This is a genomic window from Streptomyces sp. NPDC028298 (genome assembly GCF_055565895.1).
This window is the reverse complement of the sequence record NZ_JBVHTL010000009.1, coordinates 133,736-149,280: the sequence shown is the minus strand read 5'-3', so window position 1 is coordinate 149,280 and position 15,545 is coordinate 133,736. Positions and strand designations below refer to the sequence as shown.

Genomic DNA, 15,545 nt, shown 5'->3' with positions numbered 1-15,545 from the left:
TCGCTCACATCTCGAACGACTCGTGATGGATGCGGCGGGCGGGGACCCCCGCGCCGCGCAGTGCCGCGTACACCTCCTGGGCGAAGCCGGGCGGCCCGCACATGAAGACGTCGTGGTCGTCTATGTCGGGCAGCTTGCGGCGCAGGGAGTCCGCCGAGATGTCCGGGCGTTCGCCCTCGGGGCTGTTCACCGCGTACATCAGCCGCGCCCCGCGCTCCTTGGAGATGGCGGCCAGTTCGTCCCACAGGGCCAGATCCTGGGTGGTGTTGGCCCGGTAGAGCAGCGTGAGGTCGCCGGACGCGCCGGGAAGGGTCTCGAACAGCGTCCGCATCGGCGTGATGCCGACACCGCCCGCCACCAGGAGCACCTTGCCGCGGCTGCGCTTGCCGGCGGTCAGCGCGCCGTAGGGGCCCTCGGCCCAGACCCGGGTGCCCGGCTCCAGATCGCGCAGGGCGGCACTGTGGTCGCCGATCGCCTTCACGGTGATGCGCAGCATGTTGGGCCGGGGCGACGCGGACAGCGAGTACGGGTGGGAGCTGAACCGCATCCCGGGCGTCAGGAAGCGCCAGCGGAAGAACTGCCCGGCCTCCGCGCCCATCCGGTGCAGCTTGCGTCCGCTGATGAGCACCGACACGATGCCCGGCGTCTCCTCGATGACCGCCTCGACCCGCATCCGGTGCTTCAGGTTCAGCCGGATCGGAGAAAGGATTCGGTACCACAGGACCAGCGCGGTCACCGATCCGTAGAGCCCGTACCAGACGGTCTTGGCGACGGGTTCGACGGCGAAGTCGTTGCCGGTGGAGAGCTGGTGCCAGAACGTCAGGAACACCGCGGCGTACGTCAGCAGGTGCACGTGGTACCAGGTGTCGTACGGGATCAGCCGGCGGAGCCAGCCCATGGAGATGAACCCGATGAGCACGAGCAGACCCGTGCCGATCGCGGCCTTGCCCATGTCGGGAAGCTGGTTGACCGAGTCGACGGTCTGCTGCACGATCCCGCCGAGCCCCTTGCCGGACTGAAGGGCGTAGCCCCACATCGTCAGGAAGAGATGGGCGAGGACCATGCAGATGGTGTAGCGGCCGGTCATCGCGTGCCAGCGCGCCACCCGGTCGGAGCCCACCCGGCGTTCGAGCGCGGGGACGCGGGCCATCTGGAGCACCACGAGGGCCATCAGGTATCCGGCGAGCAGCCCGGTGATACGGCCGGCGTTGAGGATCCTGCCGTTGTTGTCCGCGATGGACGGGGTGTTGTTCCACCACAGCCACAGGACCGCGGCGGCGCCGGCCCAGACGGCGATCAGCAGCGGGACGGCGGGCGAGCGGCGAGGGCGGATTCGGCGCATGGTCTGGCGCCGCGCGGCGCGACCACCGGCGATCGTGGACACGGTTCCTCCGTGTTCGTCCTGGAGAGACGGGGTGAGGGGAGTGGCCCCCTGGCCCAGAGATACGGTCCACGACGCCCGTGCGTTCAGAGGCCTGCCGAGTCGAGTGCGGACTGGAGTGACTGCTTGTATCCGTCACTGGTGTACGTGGCTCCGGACACCGAGTCGATCTGCGCGCTCTGCGCGGCCAGCGTCTCGCGCCTGAGCGTGGGGATCGCGTAACTGTTGATCTCCTGGTCCCGGGGATTGCCGGAAGGATAGACGACCGCGGTGGACTCGGTGATCATGCCGTCCTTCACCGTGACGCGCACCTGGACCGGGCCCCAACGGGTCTGCACCGCATCGCCGGTGACGGTCCTGGTCCCCGCGCTCTTCGACCCGCCGGACGTCCCCGAGGAGCTTCCCGAGGAGCTTCCGGAGGAATCGCCGGACGAGCCTCCGGGGGACGAGGTGGAGGAGTGCCCCACGGGCGAGGAGGCGTCGGCCGCCGTCGGCGCCGTGTGCGGCTTCAGCGACAGCATCAGGACGAAGCCGGTGACCGTGGCGGCGGCCGCCAGCGTCACCCGGCGCAGCGGACGGTTCTTCTTCAGGGCGTGCACGGCGGCCTCACAGTTCGAACGACTCGTGGTGGATACGGCGGTCGGGGACGCCCGCTGCGCGCAGTTCCCCGTACAGGTCCCGGGCCATGGCGGGGGGCCCGCAGAGATAGACGTCGTGCTCGGCGATGTCCGCGACGGCCTCGCGCAGGGAGTCGGCCGTGAGCCGCGGGCGGGTGCCGTCGGCGGCGTTGAGCGCGTACAGGACCCGGGCCCCGCGCCATCGCGCGATGTCCTCCAGTTCGCCGCCCAGTGCCAAGTCCTCGGCGGTGCGCGCCCGGTAGAGCAGCGTGACCCGGCCGGGCAGCGTCTCGAACAGGGCCCGCAGCGGTGTGATGCCGACGCCGCCCGCGATCAGCAGGGCCTTCGACGTCGTGCTCCGGTCGGCGGTCAGCGAGCCGTAGGGTCCCTCCGCCCACACCCGGGTCCCGGGACGCAGCATCCCCAAGGCGGCGCTGTGGTCACCGAGGGCCTTCACCGTGATCCGCATCCGGTCGGGGCGCGGCGGTGCCGACAGCGAGTACGGCGTCGAGGTCCACCGCAGTCCGTCCGCGAGGAACCGCCAGCGGAAGAACTGGCCCGCCCGCGCGTCCAGTTCGTCCAGGCGCTCCCCGCCGACCACGACGGAGAAGACCCCGGGCGACTCCCGGTGCACGGACTCCACGCGCAGCCGGTGGCGCAGGTTGAGCCGTACCGGGGTGAGCAGCCGGAACCACACGACGAGCGCGGCCGTACCGAGGTAGAGGGCGTACCAGGCGAACCGTGCCGCCGCGTCGCCGACGAAGTCGGAGCCGAGCGCGAGCTGGTGGAAGAAGGCCAGGAACACCGCCACGTACGTCAGCAGGTGCACGTAGTACCAGAACTCGTGGCTGATCCGGCGGCGGGCCGCGCGTGCCGAGGTGATCCCGACGGCGAACAGGATGAGCGTGCCGATCGTCGCCTTGAGCATGTCCGGATAGTCGAGGACCACGCTCAGCGTCTCGTCCACGATGCCGGACCCGTCCTGGGCCGCGTAGCCGAAGAGGATCAGTGTCACGTGCGCGACCAGCAGGCAGATCGTGTACCGGCCGGCCATGGCGTGCCAGCGGGCCACCCGGTCGGAGCCCACGCGTCGCTCCAGCAGCGGGACCCGGGCCATCAGCGCCACCAGGACCGCGCAGGCGTAGCCGCACAGCAGCCCGGCCATCCGCCCGGCGTCCGTCAGCCAGCCGGCCGGGCCCACCACCGACCGAGTGTCGGCCCACCACAGGGCGAGGACGCCGGCCGCTCCCGCCCACAGCAGGGCGAGCAGCGGCCCGGCGGGCGAGGGCCGGGGGCGCCGGCGTCCTCGTGTCGTGCGCGGGTCCGCCACCCGCTCGTGCACCGTGGTCATCCGTCCGTCCCTCTCTCCTGTGCTCCGGGAGGAAACTGTGCGTCGGGAACCTCTGAAGAGCCTCTGAACCGGCGCCTTCGGAGCGGACTCACAGGAAACTCAGAGCGGGGCCGGCACCGAGGCGCGGGGGCGCGGGGCCTCGCGCCGAGGCGACTCAGAGGAAACTCAGAGGCCGCACAGAGGGGAGGGACCGCCGGGAGGAGCGATGCTGGAGGACGACATGAACGCTCCCACCCCAGACCCAGGCGCTCCCCGGGACCCCGGCACCGGCTCCCACCCGGCGCGGGGCGACGGATCTCCCGAGCCCGGCACTCCCCGCAGGGCGCCCTCGCTCACCCGCCCCGACGGCACCCCCGTACGCGTCCTCGTCGTCGACGACGATCCGGACCTGGCCGAGGTCCTGTCCGGCGTGCTGCGCTACGAGGGCTGGGAGGTCCGTACCGCCTGCGACGGCGCCTCGGCCGCCGCCGCGGCGCGCGAGCTGGTGCCCGACGCCGTCGTCCTCGACGTGATGCTCCCGGACACCGACGGCTTCGCCGTGCTGCGCGACCTGCGCACCGTGCTGCCGGACGTCTGCGTCCTCTTCCTCACCGCGCGTGACGCGGTGGAGGACCGCATCGCCGGCATCACCGCGGGCGGCGACGACTACGTCACCAAGCCGTTCAGCCTGGAGGAGGTCGTCGCACGGCTGCGCGGGCTGCTCCGCCGCGCCGGGATGGCCCGCCGCGTGGACGAGGGCCCGCGGCTCGTCGTCGGGGACCTGTCGATGGACGAGGAGGCCAGGGAGGTGACCCGGGGAGGCGACCTGATCGAACTGTCGCCGACCGAGTTCGAGCTGCTGCGCTTCCTCATGCGCAACCCGCGCCGGGTGCTCAGCAAGGCACAGATCCTCGACCGCGTGTGGTCGTACGACTTCGGGGGCCAGGCCCACGTCGTCGAGCTGTACATCTCCTACCTGCGCAAGAAGGTCGACGCGGGCCGGGATCCGATGATCCACACGGTCCGGGGCGCCGGGTACGTCATCAAGCCCGTGGCGGCCCGGTGAAGCCGGAGACGCCGGAGGGAGCCGGGGCCGGGCGGCAGGGGTGGGCCCGGATCGCGGCGGCCGTCCGCGCGCTGCGGCCCCGCACGATGCGCGCCCGACTCACCGCCGGCCTCGTGGTGCTCCTGGCCCTGAGCTGCGCGGCCGTCGGCGTGGCCGCGGTCTACGAACTGGACGGCTTCCTGACCGGCCGTCTCGACCAGCAGCTCCAGGAGGCCGGGCCGCGGTTCCCGGCGAGCCTGGAACACGGCGCGGCGAACCCCTCGGGCAAACCGTCCGACCACGACGGCGACGAACACGGCGACACCCGGCGTCAGGCCACCGGTACGTTCGGAGCACGCCTGGTCGGCGACGACGTGACCAACGCCGCCGTCGTGCCGCCGGGCACCGGCACGTCGGTCCGCAACGTGGATCCGACCGCCCACGACGAGGCGGTCCTCGCCGCGGTGCCCGTGGACGGACGGGCCCACACCGTGTGTCTTTCGGGCCTGGGCGGCTACCGCGTCCTGGCGACGGCGGGCAAGGACGGTGACGTGCTGATCACCGGACTGCCCACCGAGCCCGTCGACGCGGCCGTCCACCGGCTGGAACTCGTCGCCTCCCTCGTCTTCGGCGTGGCCCTCGTGGTCGCCGGAGTCGCCGGCGCCCTGTGGGTGCGCTGGTCGCTGCGCCCGCTGAACCGGGTCGCGGCGACCGCCACCCGGGTCAGTGAACTGCCGCTCGCCAGCGGCGAGGTGGCCCTGCCTCCCCGGGCGCCCGAGTCGGACCCGCGCAGCGAGGTGGGCCGCGTCGCCGGTGCCTTCGACCGCATGCTCGGCCATGTCGAGGACGCGCTCACCAAGCGGCACGCGAGCGAGGAACGGCTGCGCACCTTCGCCGCCGACGCCAGTCACGAACTGCGCACCCCGGTCGCCTCGGTCCGCGGCCACGCCGAGCTCGCGCTGCTGCATCCCGGCCCGGTCCCCCCGAAGGTGACGCGCGCCCTCGAACGGATCGCCGCCGAGTCGGCGCGGATGGGCGAGATGGTCGACGACCTGCTGCTGCTGGCCCGCCTCGACGCCGGCCGTCCCCTGGAACGCCTGCCCGTCGACCTCACCCGTCTCGTCCTCGACGCGGTGACCGACGCCCGCGCGGCGGGCCCCGGTCACCGCTGGGTCCTGGAACTGCCGGAGGAGCCGGTGACCGTGACGGGCGACGTGCACCGGCTCCAGCAGGTCTCGGCCAACCTGCTGGCCAACGCGCGGGTCCACACGCCGGCGGGCACGCGGGTGACGGTGTCCCTGGGGCATGCCGGGAAGGCGGCCGTGCTGAAGGTCCACGACGACGGCCCCGGGGTTCCCGAGGACGTCCGGCCGGGCGTCTTCGAGCGCTTCACCCGGGCGGACCGCCGCCGCGCCGACGTCTCCGGCAGCGGGGCGGGGCTCGGTCTGTCGATCGTCGCCGCCGTGGTCGAGGCCCACGACGGCACGGTCACCCTGGAGAGCGAGCCCGGGTCGACCACGTTCACGGTCACGCTCCCGGCGTCCTGAACGACGGCCGGCCCGCTTCCGGTGGCCGGGTCGGGTGACCTGGGTCCGGTGGCACGGCTCCTCACGCGCGTCGCCGGGTGCCGGTGAATCGTGGCCGGGGTTCAGTCCCTCCCGCCGGATCTCGACCGCACGGGGGCCTCAGTACCGGGTGATCGTCGTTCCTCCTGTTGTCGTGCCGATGGCGATGTGGGGGGCTCGTGCGGGGTTCGCCCAGGTGAGGAGGCGCCGCATCGTGTCCTTGGGCACGGAGATGCAGCCGGCCGTCGGGCCCTTGCCGTTGACGTGCAGGAAGATTCCCGCGCCCCGGCCCCGTACGGGGCGCTCGTAGTTGAAGCCGATGACGAGGGCGTGCGCGTACTGGCCGGTGTAGGCGATCAGGTGCTCGGACTCCTTCGCCCGGCAGTCCGCGGGGCGCGGTTCGGTCCACCGGTTGTACGAGCGGGACGCGTTGTCCTGGCACCACCAGGAGTCCTTGGTCACCCGGCGGTACGGCATCGAGGTCCCTCGTGGTGCCGCCCGGGTTCCGAACGCGTACGGCAGCTCGTACAGACCGGTGGGTGTCGTGTTCGTGCCCTGGAGCCTGGCTCCGCCCTCGACCAGTCCGCGCGCCCCGAACCGTGCGGGCGCCGAACCGGACCGAACCCAGCGCCCGCCTCGCAGGTCCCACCAGGTCAGGGTCCCGGAGGTCGCGCCCAGGCGTGGGGCCTCGGCCGTGATGAGCTGGCTCCCGCCGCCGGTGTCCGCCAGCCGCGCGGGAAGGACGGTGGTGGGCGGCGGCCCGCTCGGGGCCAGGGCGAGCAGGGACACGGACGCGAGGGCGGCGGCTGCTCCGAGGCGCATGGCTCAGACCGTAGTGGGGGGCAACGGCAGCGGCAGCCCGGGAAGTCCGTCCAGGCTCGTCGCGATGTGCTCCTTCTTGGTGAAGTACGCGCTCAGCGAGGCGTCGTCCTCGCGCGAGAACCGTCTGCCGTGCAGGTCGCGGTCCTCCTCGTAGGACATGCGGGGCACCGCGTAGCCGCAGGAGTCGCGGACCAGCTCGGCGGTCACGACGATGATCGCGCGCAGCCCGTGCGAGGCCGGGTCGATGCCGTCGAAGTGGGTGAGGAGTCCGGAGAAGCGCGGGTCGTCGCGGAAGACCGGTTCGCCCCGGCCGTGCACCCGGACGATGTTGGGCGGGCCCTGGAAGGCGCACCACATCAGGGTGATCCGGCCGTTCTCGCGCAGATGGGCGATCGTCTCCGCGGTGCTCCCGGCGAAGTCCAGATACGCCACGGTCAGTTCGTCGAGAACGGCGAACGACCCGGTGAGCCCTTTGGGGGAGAGGTTGACCGTGCCGTCCCCGGACAGGGGCGCGGTCGCGGTGAAGAAGAGGGGCTGGGCCTCGATGAACGAGCGGAGGCGGCCGTCGATGCGCTCATAAGTCTTTCCCATGTCTAACGATTATCGGGGAAAGTCCTTCGTCTGTCTAAGGGGTTGCGGGTTCCGGCGGCGTCGTTCAGGGGCACCGCCGGAACCCGCGGACCGCCCCGGCCCTTGCCGTCGGGGTGGTCGCATCGAGGGTCAGGTCACTTGGTGAGCGTGCAGGCGGCGAGGGTGTCCAGGCCGGTCGGCTTGGCGGCGGTGCGGCCGATGGAGATGGCGATGCGGTCGATGGTGGAGACGCGCTTGTCCTTGAGGGGGCCGAGGATCGCGTTCTGGACGAAGTTGGGGCCGCCCTGTCCGACGGTGTCGGCCAGCCGCTTGTTCGCCTCGGCGATCTGGGTGTTCAGCAGGGTGAGGTTGCGGTCGACCTCGGCCTTCGCGGAGGCCGGCACGGCGGGCAACTGGGAGGCGACGTCCGGGCAGGTGATCGTGCCCGCGGCGGTGGCGGCGCCCGTTCCGGAGCCGGTCCCGCCCGCCTGTGCGGTGGCGGGCGCGCTCGGCGCGGTGGACGCGGCGCCCGTACCGCCGGCGGCCGCTCCTCCCGCCGTGTTGAGGGTGCAGGGCGCGAGCGCGTCCAGACCCTGCGGCTTGGCGGCGGTGCGGCCGATGGCCGTCGCGATCCGGTTGACGGTCGCGACCCGCTTGTCCTTCAGGGGGCCGAGGATCGCGTTCTGGACGAAGTTGGGGCCGCCCTGTCCGACGGTGTCGACCAGTCGCTTGTTCGCCTCCGCGATCTGCGTGTCGAGGAGGGCGAGGTTGCGGTCCACCTCGGCCTTCGCGGAGGCGGGGATCGCGGGCAGGCTCGGGGCGACGGCCGGGCAGTTCACCGTGTTCGCGGCGGCCTTCGTCGTGGCGTTCTGCGCGGTGCCGTGCGTCTCGCCCGCCAGGGCGCTGCCGGCGATCACCGCCGCGGACAGCACCACGGCGGAGGCTCCGCCGATCATCACGACGCGCCGCTTGTTGTACTTCGGAAGAGCCCTGGACATGCGGAATCCTCACTCGGGTCGGGGGTGGACGACCACCCGGCGTTCGGCCGGTCGGCCAATGTCCGTGTGTCTGCCGTGCGTGAACGCGGCGCCTGCGTTCAGCGGGAGATACGCGGAAACGATTACGAGTGTTCAACCCTCGGTGAGGATTCCTCGGCCGGGCGTGCCGGGGCGGGTCGCGATTGACGAACCATGCAGAGTGCTGCATACTCATGCATGTCAGCGAATGCACTGTTGAGGAGAATCCCGTGACCGAGCGCGTCGTACTCGCCTACTCAGGCGGTCTGGACACCTCCGTCGCCATCGGCTGGATCGCCGAGGAGACGGGCGCCGAGGTCATCGCCGTCGCGGTCGATGTCGGCCAGGGCGGCGAGGACCTGGACGTCATCCGTAAGCGCGCCATCGCGTGCGGTGCCGTCGAGGCCGAGGTCGCGGACGCGAAGGACGAGTTCGCCGACGAGTACTGCCTCCCGGCGATCAAGGCCAACGCCCTCTACATGGACCGCTACCCGCTGGTCTCCGCCCTCTCCCGGCCGACGATCGTCAAGCACCTCGTGGCCGCCGCGCAGAAGCACGGTGCCACCACGGTCGCCCACGGCTGCACCGGCAAGGGCAACGACCAGGTGCGGTTCGAGGCCGGCATCGTCGCCCTCGCCCCCGACCTCAAGTGCATCGCCCCGGTCCGCGACTACGCGATGACTCGCGACAAGGCGATCGCCTTCTGCGAGGAGAAGCAGCTCCCGATCGCCACCACCAAGAAGTCCCCGTACTCCATCGACCAGAACGTCTTCGGGCGCGCGGTCGAGACGGGCTTCCTGGAGGACATCTGGAACGCCCCGATCGAGGACATCTACGAGTACACCTCGAACCCGGCCGAGCACCGCGAGGCCGACGAGGTGATCATCACCTTCAAGCAGGGTGTCCCGGTCGCCATCGACGGCAAGCCCGTCAGCGTCCTGCAGGCCATCCAGCAGCTCAACGAGCGCGCCGGCGCCCAGGGCATCGGCCGGATCGACATGGTCGAGGACCGGCTCGTGGGCATCAAGTCCCGTGAGGTGTACGAGGCCCCGGGCGCGATCGCGCTGATCACCGCGCACCAGGAGCTGGAGAACGTCACGGTCGAGCGTGAACTCGCCCGCTACAAGCGGCAGGTCGAGCAGCGCTGGGGCGAACTGGTCTACGACGGCCAGTGGTTCTCCCCGCTCAAGCGCGCCCTGGACGGCTTCATCGACGAGGCCAACCAGCACGTCAACGGCGACATCCGGATGACCCTGCACGGCGGCCGCGCGGTCGTCACGGGCCGGCGCTCCGACACCTCGCTCTACGACTTCGACCTCGCCACGTACGACACCGGCGACACCTTCGACCAGGCCGCGGCCAAGGGCTTCATCGACATCTACAGCCTGTCGTCGAAGATCGCCGCCAAGCGGGATCTGGCGTAAGCGGTACGGGACTTGGCGCGGGCCGTGTCGTGTCCGCAGCCGGGTCTCCCGAGCACTAGCCTGGCCACCGCCTCCTCACGCACGCGTGGGGAGGCGGTGGCACATCCACACCTTTCGAGGAGTAACGCAAGTGAGCAGCAACAGCGGTGACGTCCGGCTCTGGGGCGGACGGTTCGCCGACGGTCCCGCCGAGGCCCTGGCCAAGCTGTCCGCGTCGGTCCACTTCGACTGGCGCCTGGCTCCGTACGACATCGCCGGTTCGCGCGCCCACGCACGCGTGCTGCACAAGGCGGGCCTGCTCACCGAGGACGAGCTCACACGCATGATCGAGGGCCTCGACCGGCTGGAGGCGGACGTCGCCGACGGCTCCTTCGTCGGCACGATCGCCGACGAGGACGTCCACACCGCCCTGGAGCGCGGCCTCCTGGAGCGCCTCGGCCCGGACCTCGGCGGCAAGCTCCGCGCCGGCCGCTCCCGCAACGACCAGGTGGCCACGCTCTTCCGGATGTACCTGCGCGACCACGCCCGGATCATCGGCGGTCTGATCGCCGACCTCCAGGAGGCGCTGATCGGCCTGGCGGAGGCCCACCCGGACGTGGCGATGCCGGGGCGCACCCATCTCCAGCACGCCCAGCCCGTGCTGTTCGCGCACCACGTCCTGGCCCACGTCCAGTCCCTGTCCCGGGACGCGGAGCGGCTGCGCCAGTGGGACGAGCGGACGGCGGTCTCGCCGTACGGTTCCGGCGCCCTGGCCGGCTCCTCCCTCGGCCTGGACCCGGAGGCGGTGGCGAAGGACCTCGGCTTCGAACACGGCAGCGCCGCCAACTCCATCGACGGCACGGCCTCCCGCGACTTCGTGGCCGAGTTCGCCTTCGTCACCGCGATGATCGGCGTGAACCTCTCCCGGATCGCCGAGGAGATCATCATCTGGAACACGAAGGAGTTCTCCTTCGTCACCCTCCACGACGCGTTCTCCACGGGCTCGTCGATCATGCCGCAGAAGAAGAACCCGGACATCGCCGAGCTGGCACGCGGCAAGTCGGGCCGTCTGATCGGCAACCTGACCGGGCTGATGGCCACGCTCAAGGCGTTGCCCCTCGCGTACAACCGCGATCTCCAGGAGGACAAGGAGCCGGTCTTCGACTCCTGCGACCAACTGGAGGTCCTGCTGCCCGCCTTCACCGGCATGATGGCCACGCTGACCGTCCACCGCGAGCGCATGGAGGAACTGGCCCCGGCCGGCTTCTCGCTCGCCACCGACATCGCCGAGTGGCTTGTCCGGCAGGGCGTGCCGTTCCGTGTCGCGCACGAGGTCGCCGGTGAGTGCGTCAAGGTCGCCGAGGCGGAGGGCAAGGAGCTGGACGAGCTGACCGACGAGCAGTTCGCGAAGATCTCCGCGCACCTGACCCCGGAGGTGCGGACTGTCCTGGACGTCCCCGGAGCCCTCGCCTCCCGCGACGGCCGCGGCGGTACGGCCCCGAGCGCCGTCGCCGTCCAGCTCGCCGCGATCAAGACGGACGTCGCCGCCCAGCAGACGTGGGCGGCGGCCAAGCGCGGGAAGTAGGACGGCCGCGCCCTGATCCGCCCGCGCCCCCGACCGCCCGCCGGGCGGACACGGTCCGCGGGCGGGGGCGGGTGCCGTACGACGGAGGGTGTCGCGGGTTACGTTGGCCGGGAGCCGTAAAGGTGCCGACCGAACGGAGCCGCGATGCCCTTCGCACGTCTCGCCTCAGCAACGACTCCCACCGCCCACCTCGGCCTGGGTCTCGCCGCGGTGGGCCGCCCGGGCTACATCAACCTCGGGCGCGAGGAGGACCTCCCGGCCGACCGCAGCGTCGAGGCCCTGCGCGAGCGCACCCTCGAACTCCTCGACGCCGCCTACGCCCAGGGCGTGCGCTATTTCGACGTGGCCCGCTCCTACGGCCGCTCGGAGGAGTTCCTGGCCGGCTGGCTCGGCGGCCGTCCGGAGATCGACGACGTCGTCGTCGGCAGCAAGTGGGGCTACCGGTACACGGCCGACTGGCGCACCGACGCCGAGGCGCACGAGATCAAGGACCACGGCCTCGCCATGTACGAGCGGCAGCGCGCCGAGACCGCGGAGCTGCTCGGCGACCGGCTCGACCTCTATCAGATCCACTCGGTGACCCCCGACAGCCCGGCCCTCACCGACAAGGAACTGCACGCGGCCCTGGCCGAGGCGGCCGCCGGGGGTCTGTCGGTCGGCTTCTCCACCAGCGGCCCCGCGCAGGCGGAGGCGATCCGTGCCGCGCTCGCCGTCACGGTCGACGGCGAACCGCTCTTCCGTACCGTCCAGTCCACGTACAACGTCCTGGAGACCTCCGCCGCCCCCGCGCTCGCCGAGGCCCACGACGCCGGGCTCACGGTGATCGTCAAGGAGGGCGTGGCCAACGGCCGGCTCGCCGGGCCGCACGCGCCGGAGGCGCTGCGGACCGTCGCCGCCGAGACCTCCCTCGGCTGTGACGCGGTCGCCCTCGCGCTGATCCTGCGGCAGCCCTGGGCCGGCGTCGTGCTCTCGGGCGCGGCCACCGTCAACCAGCTCGCCTCGAACCTGCACGCGGCCGTTGTCGACCTCGACGACGACCAGCTCTCCCGGCTCGCCGCCCTGGTGGAGGAGCCGCGGGCGTACTGGGAGCGACGCGGGCAGCTTCCCTGGCACTGAGCACCCCCGAGTGACGCCGACGTGAGACACGCGCGCTCCTTGTGAGACATCACTGTCTCATATGCGGTACAGTTGTCTCATGGCTGTCGACCGTGATCACGTGCTGCGCAGCGCAGCCGCCCTGCTCACCCGCAAGTCCACCGCGACGATGGACGAGGTGGCGAAGGCCGCCGGGATCAGCCGGGCCACGCTGCACCGCCAGTTCGCCGGCCGGGACGCGCTCGTCCGCGCGCTGGAGGCACTCGGCATCGAGGAGTGCGAGGCCGCTCTGGACGCGGCCCGCCTCGACGAGGGCACCGCGCAGGAGGCCGTGCGCCGCCTGGTGAGGGAGCTGGAGAAGGCCGCCGGCCTGCTCGCCTTCCTCTACACGGAGAACCAGCTCTTCGAGGGCGACGGACAGCACGAGGGCTGGGCCCGGCTCGACGCCCGGATGGCCGCGCTGTTCCGGCGCGGCCAGGAGGGCGGCGAGTTCCGCATCGACCTCAGCCCCGCCTGGCTCACCGAGGCGCTCTACGGACTGATGGCCTCGGCGGCCTGGGCCGTCACCGAGGGCCGGGTCGCCGCCAAGGACTTCCACCACATGATCGTCGAGCTGCTGCTCGGCGGCGCGCTCAGGAGAGAGGAACCATGACCAGCACCCTGCGGCCGGCGGTCGCGACGGAGGCGCCGAAGCGTCCGGGCCGGTGGCTCGCGCTCTGCGTCCTCGTCCTCGCCGTGCTGCTGGTGACCGTCGACGCGACCGTCCTCGGTCTCGCCACCCCGTACATCAGTGAAGACCTCGAACCCTCGGGCACCCAGCTCCTGTGGATCGGTGACGTCTATTCCTTCGTCATCGCCGGCCTGCTCGTCTCCATGGGCAGCCTCGGCGACCGCATCGGCCGCAAGAGGCTGCTGCTGGCGGGCTCCACGGCGTTCGGCCTGATATCCGTGCTCAACGCCTATGCCACGACACCCGAGATGATGATCCTGGCGCGGGCGCTGCTCGGCGTCGCGGGCGCCACCCTGATGCCCGCCACCCTCGCCCTGATCCGCAACATCTTCCACGACGCGCGCGAGCGCAGCCTCGCCATCGGCATCTGGGGCGCGACGGCCTCCGCGGGTACGGCGGTCGGCCCCGTCGTCGGCGGCTTCCTGCTCGAACACTTCTGGTGGGGCTCGGTCTTCCTCATCAACCTTCCGGTGATGGTCGTCCTCGTCCTCGTCGGGCGCCGACTGCTCCCCGAGTCGAAGAGCCCCGATCCCGGTCCCTGGGACCTGATCAGCGTGACGCTCTCGCTGGTCGGTGTGATCGCCGTGGTGTACGCGGTGAAGGAACTCGCCGCGCACGGGCCGTCCGGCGAGGCGCTCGCCGCCGGTCTGCTGGGAGCGGGCGCCCTGTTCTGGTTCGTACGCCGCCAACTGACGCTCCCCACACCGCTGCTGGACGTCCGGCTGTTCCGCAACCGCGGCTTCTCCGGCGCGGTGCTCGCCGACCTGTTCACCGTGCTCGGCATGTCCGGGCTCGTGTTCTTCCTCTCCCAGTACCTGCAACTGGTCCAGGGCCGCGGGCCGTTCGAGGCGGGACTCGCCGAAGTCCCCGCCGCCGTGGGCGCGGTGGCGGCGGGCCTGGTCGCCGGTCGGGTCGCGCGGCGCTTCTCCGTGCGCACCGTCGTGTCCGGCGGACTCGCCGCGGTGGGACTCGCGCTCGGCGCGCTCACCGTGCTGGACCGCTCCACCGGCTATCCGCTGCTCGGCACGGCCCTGCTGGTCGTCGGCGTCGGCGCGGGCTTCTCGTTCACCGTCACCGCCGACGTCATCCTCTCCGCCGTGCCCAAGGAGCAGGCGGGCGCCGCGTCCGCGGTCTCCGAGACGGCGTACGAACTCGGCGCGGCCCTGGGCATCGCCCTGCTCGGCTCCGTCGTGACCGGCGTCTACGCGGGCTTCACCGGCCCCGCGGGCACACCGGCCGCGGCGCACGAGTCCCTGGGCGGAGCGGTGGAGGCCGCCGGGGGCCTGCCCGAGCACACCGCAGAGACACTGCTCACCGCGGCCAGGGAGTCCTTCGTGGACGGTCTGGCACTCGCCTCCGGCGCGGGCGCCGCCGTCCTGCTCGCCACCGCGGCGGCCGCCTGGTTCCTGCTGCGCGGCCAGCGGCTGGAGTCGTAGCCGCACGGAACCGGCGACCGACGGGACGCGCCGGGCCCGCCGGAACGGGACCCCGGCGCCGGACGTGCGGCCGTGTCGGAACGGGGCCCCGGCCGATGGCGTGGGGCCCGCCGGAACGGGGCCCGGCGGGAGACGCTTGGCGTGCCGGAGTCGGCACCCCGGCGGGAGACGTGGTCGCAAAAGGGTGGGCTCCGACCGGAAACCTCCGGTCGGAGCCCACCCTTTGGCCTGGTGTGCCGCGCGGCTATGCGGCCTTCGCCTTGGTGGCGTACATGTCGACGTACTCCTGGCCGGACAGCCGCATGACCTCGGTCATCACGGAGTCGGTCACGGCGCGCAGCACGTACCGGTCGCGGTCCATGCCCTCGTAGCGGGAGAACTCCATGGCCGGACCGAAGCGGACCGTGACCTTGCCCGGACGCGGCATGCCCGCGCCGCCCGGCTGGAGCTTGTCCGTGCCGATCATCGCGAACGGGACGACCGGCGCGCCGGTCATCAGGGTGAGCCGGGCGATACCGGTGCGGCCGCGGTACAGACGGCCGTCGGGGGAGCGGGTGCCCTCGGGGTAGATCCCGAAGATCTTGCCCTCCTCCAGGACGCGGCGGCCGGTCATCAGCGCGGCCACGCCGCCGTTGGCGCCGTCCCGGTCCACCGGGATCATGCCGACGCCGGTGAAGAACCACGCCATGAGCCGGCCCTTGAGGCCCTTGCCCGTGACGTACTCGTCCTTGCCGATGAAGAAGACCTGCCGGTCGCAGACCAGCGGAAGGATCATCGAGTCGATGAACGTGAGGTGGTTGCCGGCGAGGATCACCGGGCCGTTGCCGGGGATGTGCTCCACGCCCTCCACCCGTAGGCGGAACATCAGGCGCATGATCGTTCCGAGCACTGCCTTGATGAGCGCGAAGCGGGACAACGGGCCCTCCGGTGTCAAGGGATCGGTATGGAGT

At 71.9% G+C, this 15,545-nt stretch carries 14 protein-coding genes; 7 read left to right on the top strand and 7 right to left on the bottom strand.

Going from position 1 to position 15,545, the window contains the following annotated elements:
• Window positions 1-4: 4 nt before the first annotated feature.
• The 3 genes from ACZ4TO_RS33485 to ACZ4TO_RS33475 form a co-directional block, all read right to left on the bottom strand.
• Complete coding sequence (locus ACZ4TO_RS33485; protein WP_382789594.1) at window positions 5-1,342, bottom strand: ferredoxin reductase family protein; 1,338 nt, start codon at window positions 1,340-1,342, stop codon at window positions 5-7.
• A 125-nt stretch (window positions 1,343-1,467) separates the two neighbouring features.
• On the bottom strand, window positions 1,468-1,980 hold the full coding sequence (locus ACZ4TO_RS33480; RefSeq protein WP_468026189.1) for an FMN-binding protein: 513 nt from the start codon (window positions 1,978-1,980) through the stop codon (window positions 1,468-1,470).
• A gap of 7 nt (window positions 1,981-1,987) precedes the next feature.
• Window positions 1,988-3,349, bottom strand: a complete 1,362-nt coding sequence (locus ACZ4TO_RS33475; protein WP_382789004.1) for a ferredoxin reductase family protein — start codon at window positions 3,347-3,349, stop codon at window positions 1,988-1,990.
• Window positions 3,350-3,554: 205 nt separating this feature from the next.
• Between ACZ4TO_RS33475 and ACZ4TO_RS33470 the strand changes: the two genes are divergently transcribed.
• Both ACZ4TO_RS33470 and ACZ4TO_RS33465 read left to right on the top strand, forming a co-directional pair.
• Entirely contained in the window at window positions 3,555-4,394 is an 840-nt protein-coding gene (locus ACZ4TO_RS33470) for a response regulator transcription factor (protein ID WP_468026188.1), read from the top strand.
• A gap of 86 nt (window positions 4,395-4,480) precedes the next feature.
• Complete coding sequence (locus tag ACZ4TO_RS33465; RefSeq protein ID WP_468026283.1) at window positions 4,481-5,920, top strand: sensor histidine kinase; 1,440 nt, start codon at window positions 4,481-4,483, stop codon at window positions 5,918-5,920.
• A gap of 138 nt (window positions 5,921-6,058) precedes the next feature.
• On the opposite strand, the gene ACZ4TO_RS33460 is transcribed toward ACZ4TO_RS33465, so the two are convergent.
• The 3 genes from ACZ4TO_RS33460 to ACZ4TO_RS33450 form a co-directional block, all read right to left on the bottom strand.
• Window positions 6,059-6,760 carry a L,D-transpeptidase family protein gene (locus tag ACZ4TO_RS33460; RefSeq protein ID WP_468026187.1) on the bottom strand — a complete coding sequence of 234 codons (702 nt, stop codon included), beginning with the start codon at window positions 6,758-6,760 and terminating at the stop codon, window positions 6,059-6,061.
• A gap of 3 nt (window positions 6,761-6,763) precedes the next feature.
• Window positions 6,764-7,351 (bottom strand): pyridoxamine 5'-phosphate oxidase family protein, encoded by a 588-nt coding sequence (locus tag ACZ4TO_RS33455; RefSeq protein ID WP_468026186.1) that lies wholly within the window; start codon window positions 7,349-7,351, stop codon window positions 6,764-6,766.
• A 134-nt stretch (window positions 7,352-7,485) separates the two neighbouring features.
• On the bottom strand, window positions 7,486-8,328 hold the full coding sequence (locus ACZ4TO_RS33450) for a hypothetical protein (protein WP_385042526.1): 843 nt from the start codon (window positions 8,326-8,328) through the stop codon (window positions 7,486-7,488).
• A 248-nt stretch (window positions 8,329-8,576) separates the two neighbouring features.
• Here ACZ4TO_RS33450 and ACZ4TO_RS33445 point away from each other — a divergent pair, with 248 nt between their 5' ends.
• The 5 genes from ACZ4TO_RS33445 to ACZ4TO_RS33425 all read left to right on the top strand — a co-directional run bounded on the left by ACZ4TO_RS33445 (window position 8,577) and on the right by ACZ4TO_RS33425 (window position 14,595).
• The gene (locus ACZ4TO_RS33445; protein ID WP_382788990.1) at window positions 8,577-9,770 is read left to right on the top strand and encodes an argininosuccinate synthase; all 1,194 of its coding nucleotides are present in this window, start codon (window positions 8,577-8,579) and stop codon (window positions 9,768-9,770) included.
• A gap of 130 nt (window positions 9,771-9,900) precedes the next feature.
• Entirely contained in the window at window positions 9,901-11,334 is a 1,434-nt protein-coding gene (gene argH / locus ACZ4TO_RS33440; protein WP_468026185.1) for an argininosuccinate lyase, read from the top strand.
• A 144-nt stretch (window positions 11,335-11,478) separates the two neighbouring features.
• Window positions 11,479-12,450 (top strand): aldo/keto reductase, encoded by a 972-nt coding sequence (locus ACZ4TO_RS33435; RefSeq protein ID WP_467845837.1) that lies wholly within the window; start codon window positions 11,479-11,481, stop codon window positions 12,448-12,450.
• Window positions 12,451-12,529: 79 nt separating this feature from the next.
• Window positions 12,530-13,081 (top strand): TetR/AcrR family transcriptional regulator, encoded by a 552-nt coding sequence (locus ACZ4TO_RS33430; protein ID WP_382788984.1) that lies wholly within the window; start codon window positions 12,530-12,532, stop codon window positions 13,079-13,081.
• Window positions 13,078-14,595, top strand: a complete 1,518-nt coding sequence (locus ACZ4TO_RS33425) for an MFS transporter (RefSeq protein ID WP_382788981.1) — start codon at window positions 13,078-13,080, stop codon at window positions 14,593-14,595. Before ACZ4TO_RS33430 ends, ACZ4TO_RS33425 begins: the two co-directional genes overlap by 4 nt.
• 244 nt (window positions 14,596-14,839) lie before the next feature.
• Here the strand turns inward: ACZ4TO_RS33425 and ACZ4TO_RS33420 are convergent, their stop codons facing one another.
• Complete coding sequence (locus ACZ4TO_RS33420; RefSeq protein ID WP_382788979.1) at window positions 14,840-15,529, bottom strand: lysophospholipid acyltransferase family protein; 690 nt, start codon at window positions 15,527-15,529, stop codon at window positions 14,840-14,842.
• Window positions 15,530-15,545: the final 16 nt, after the last annotated feature.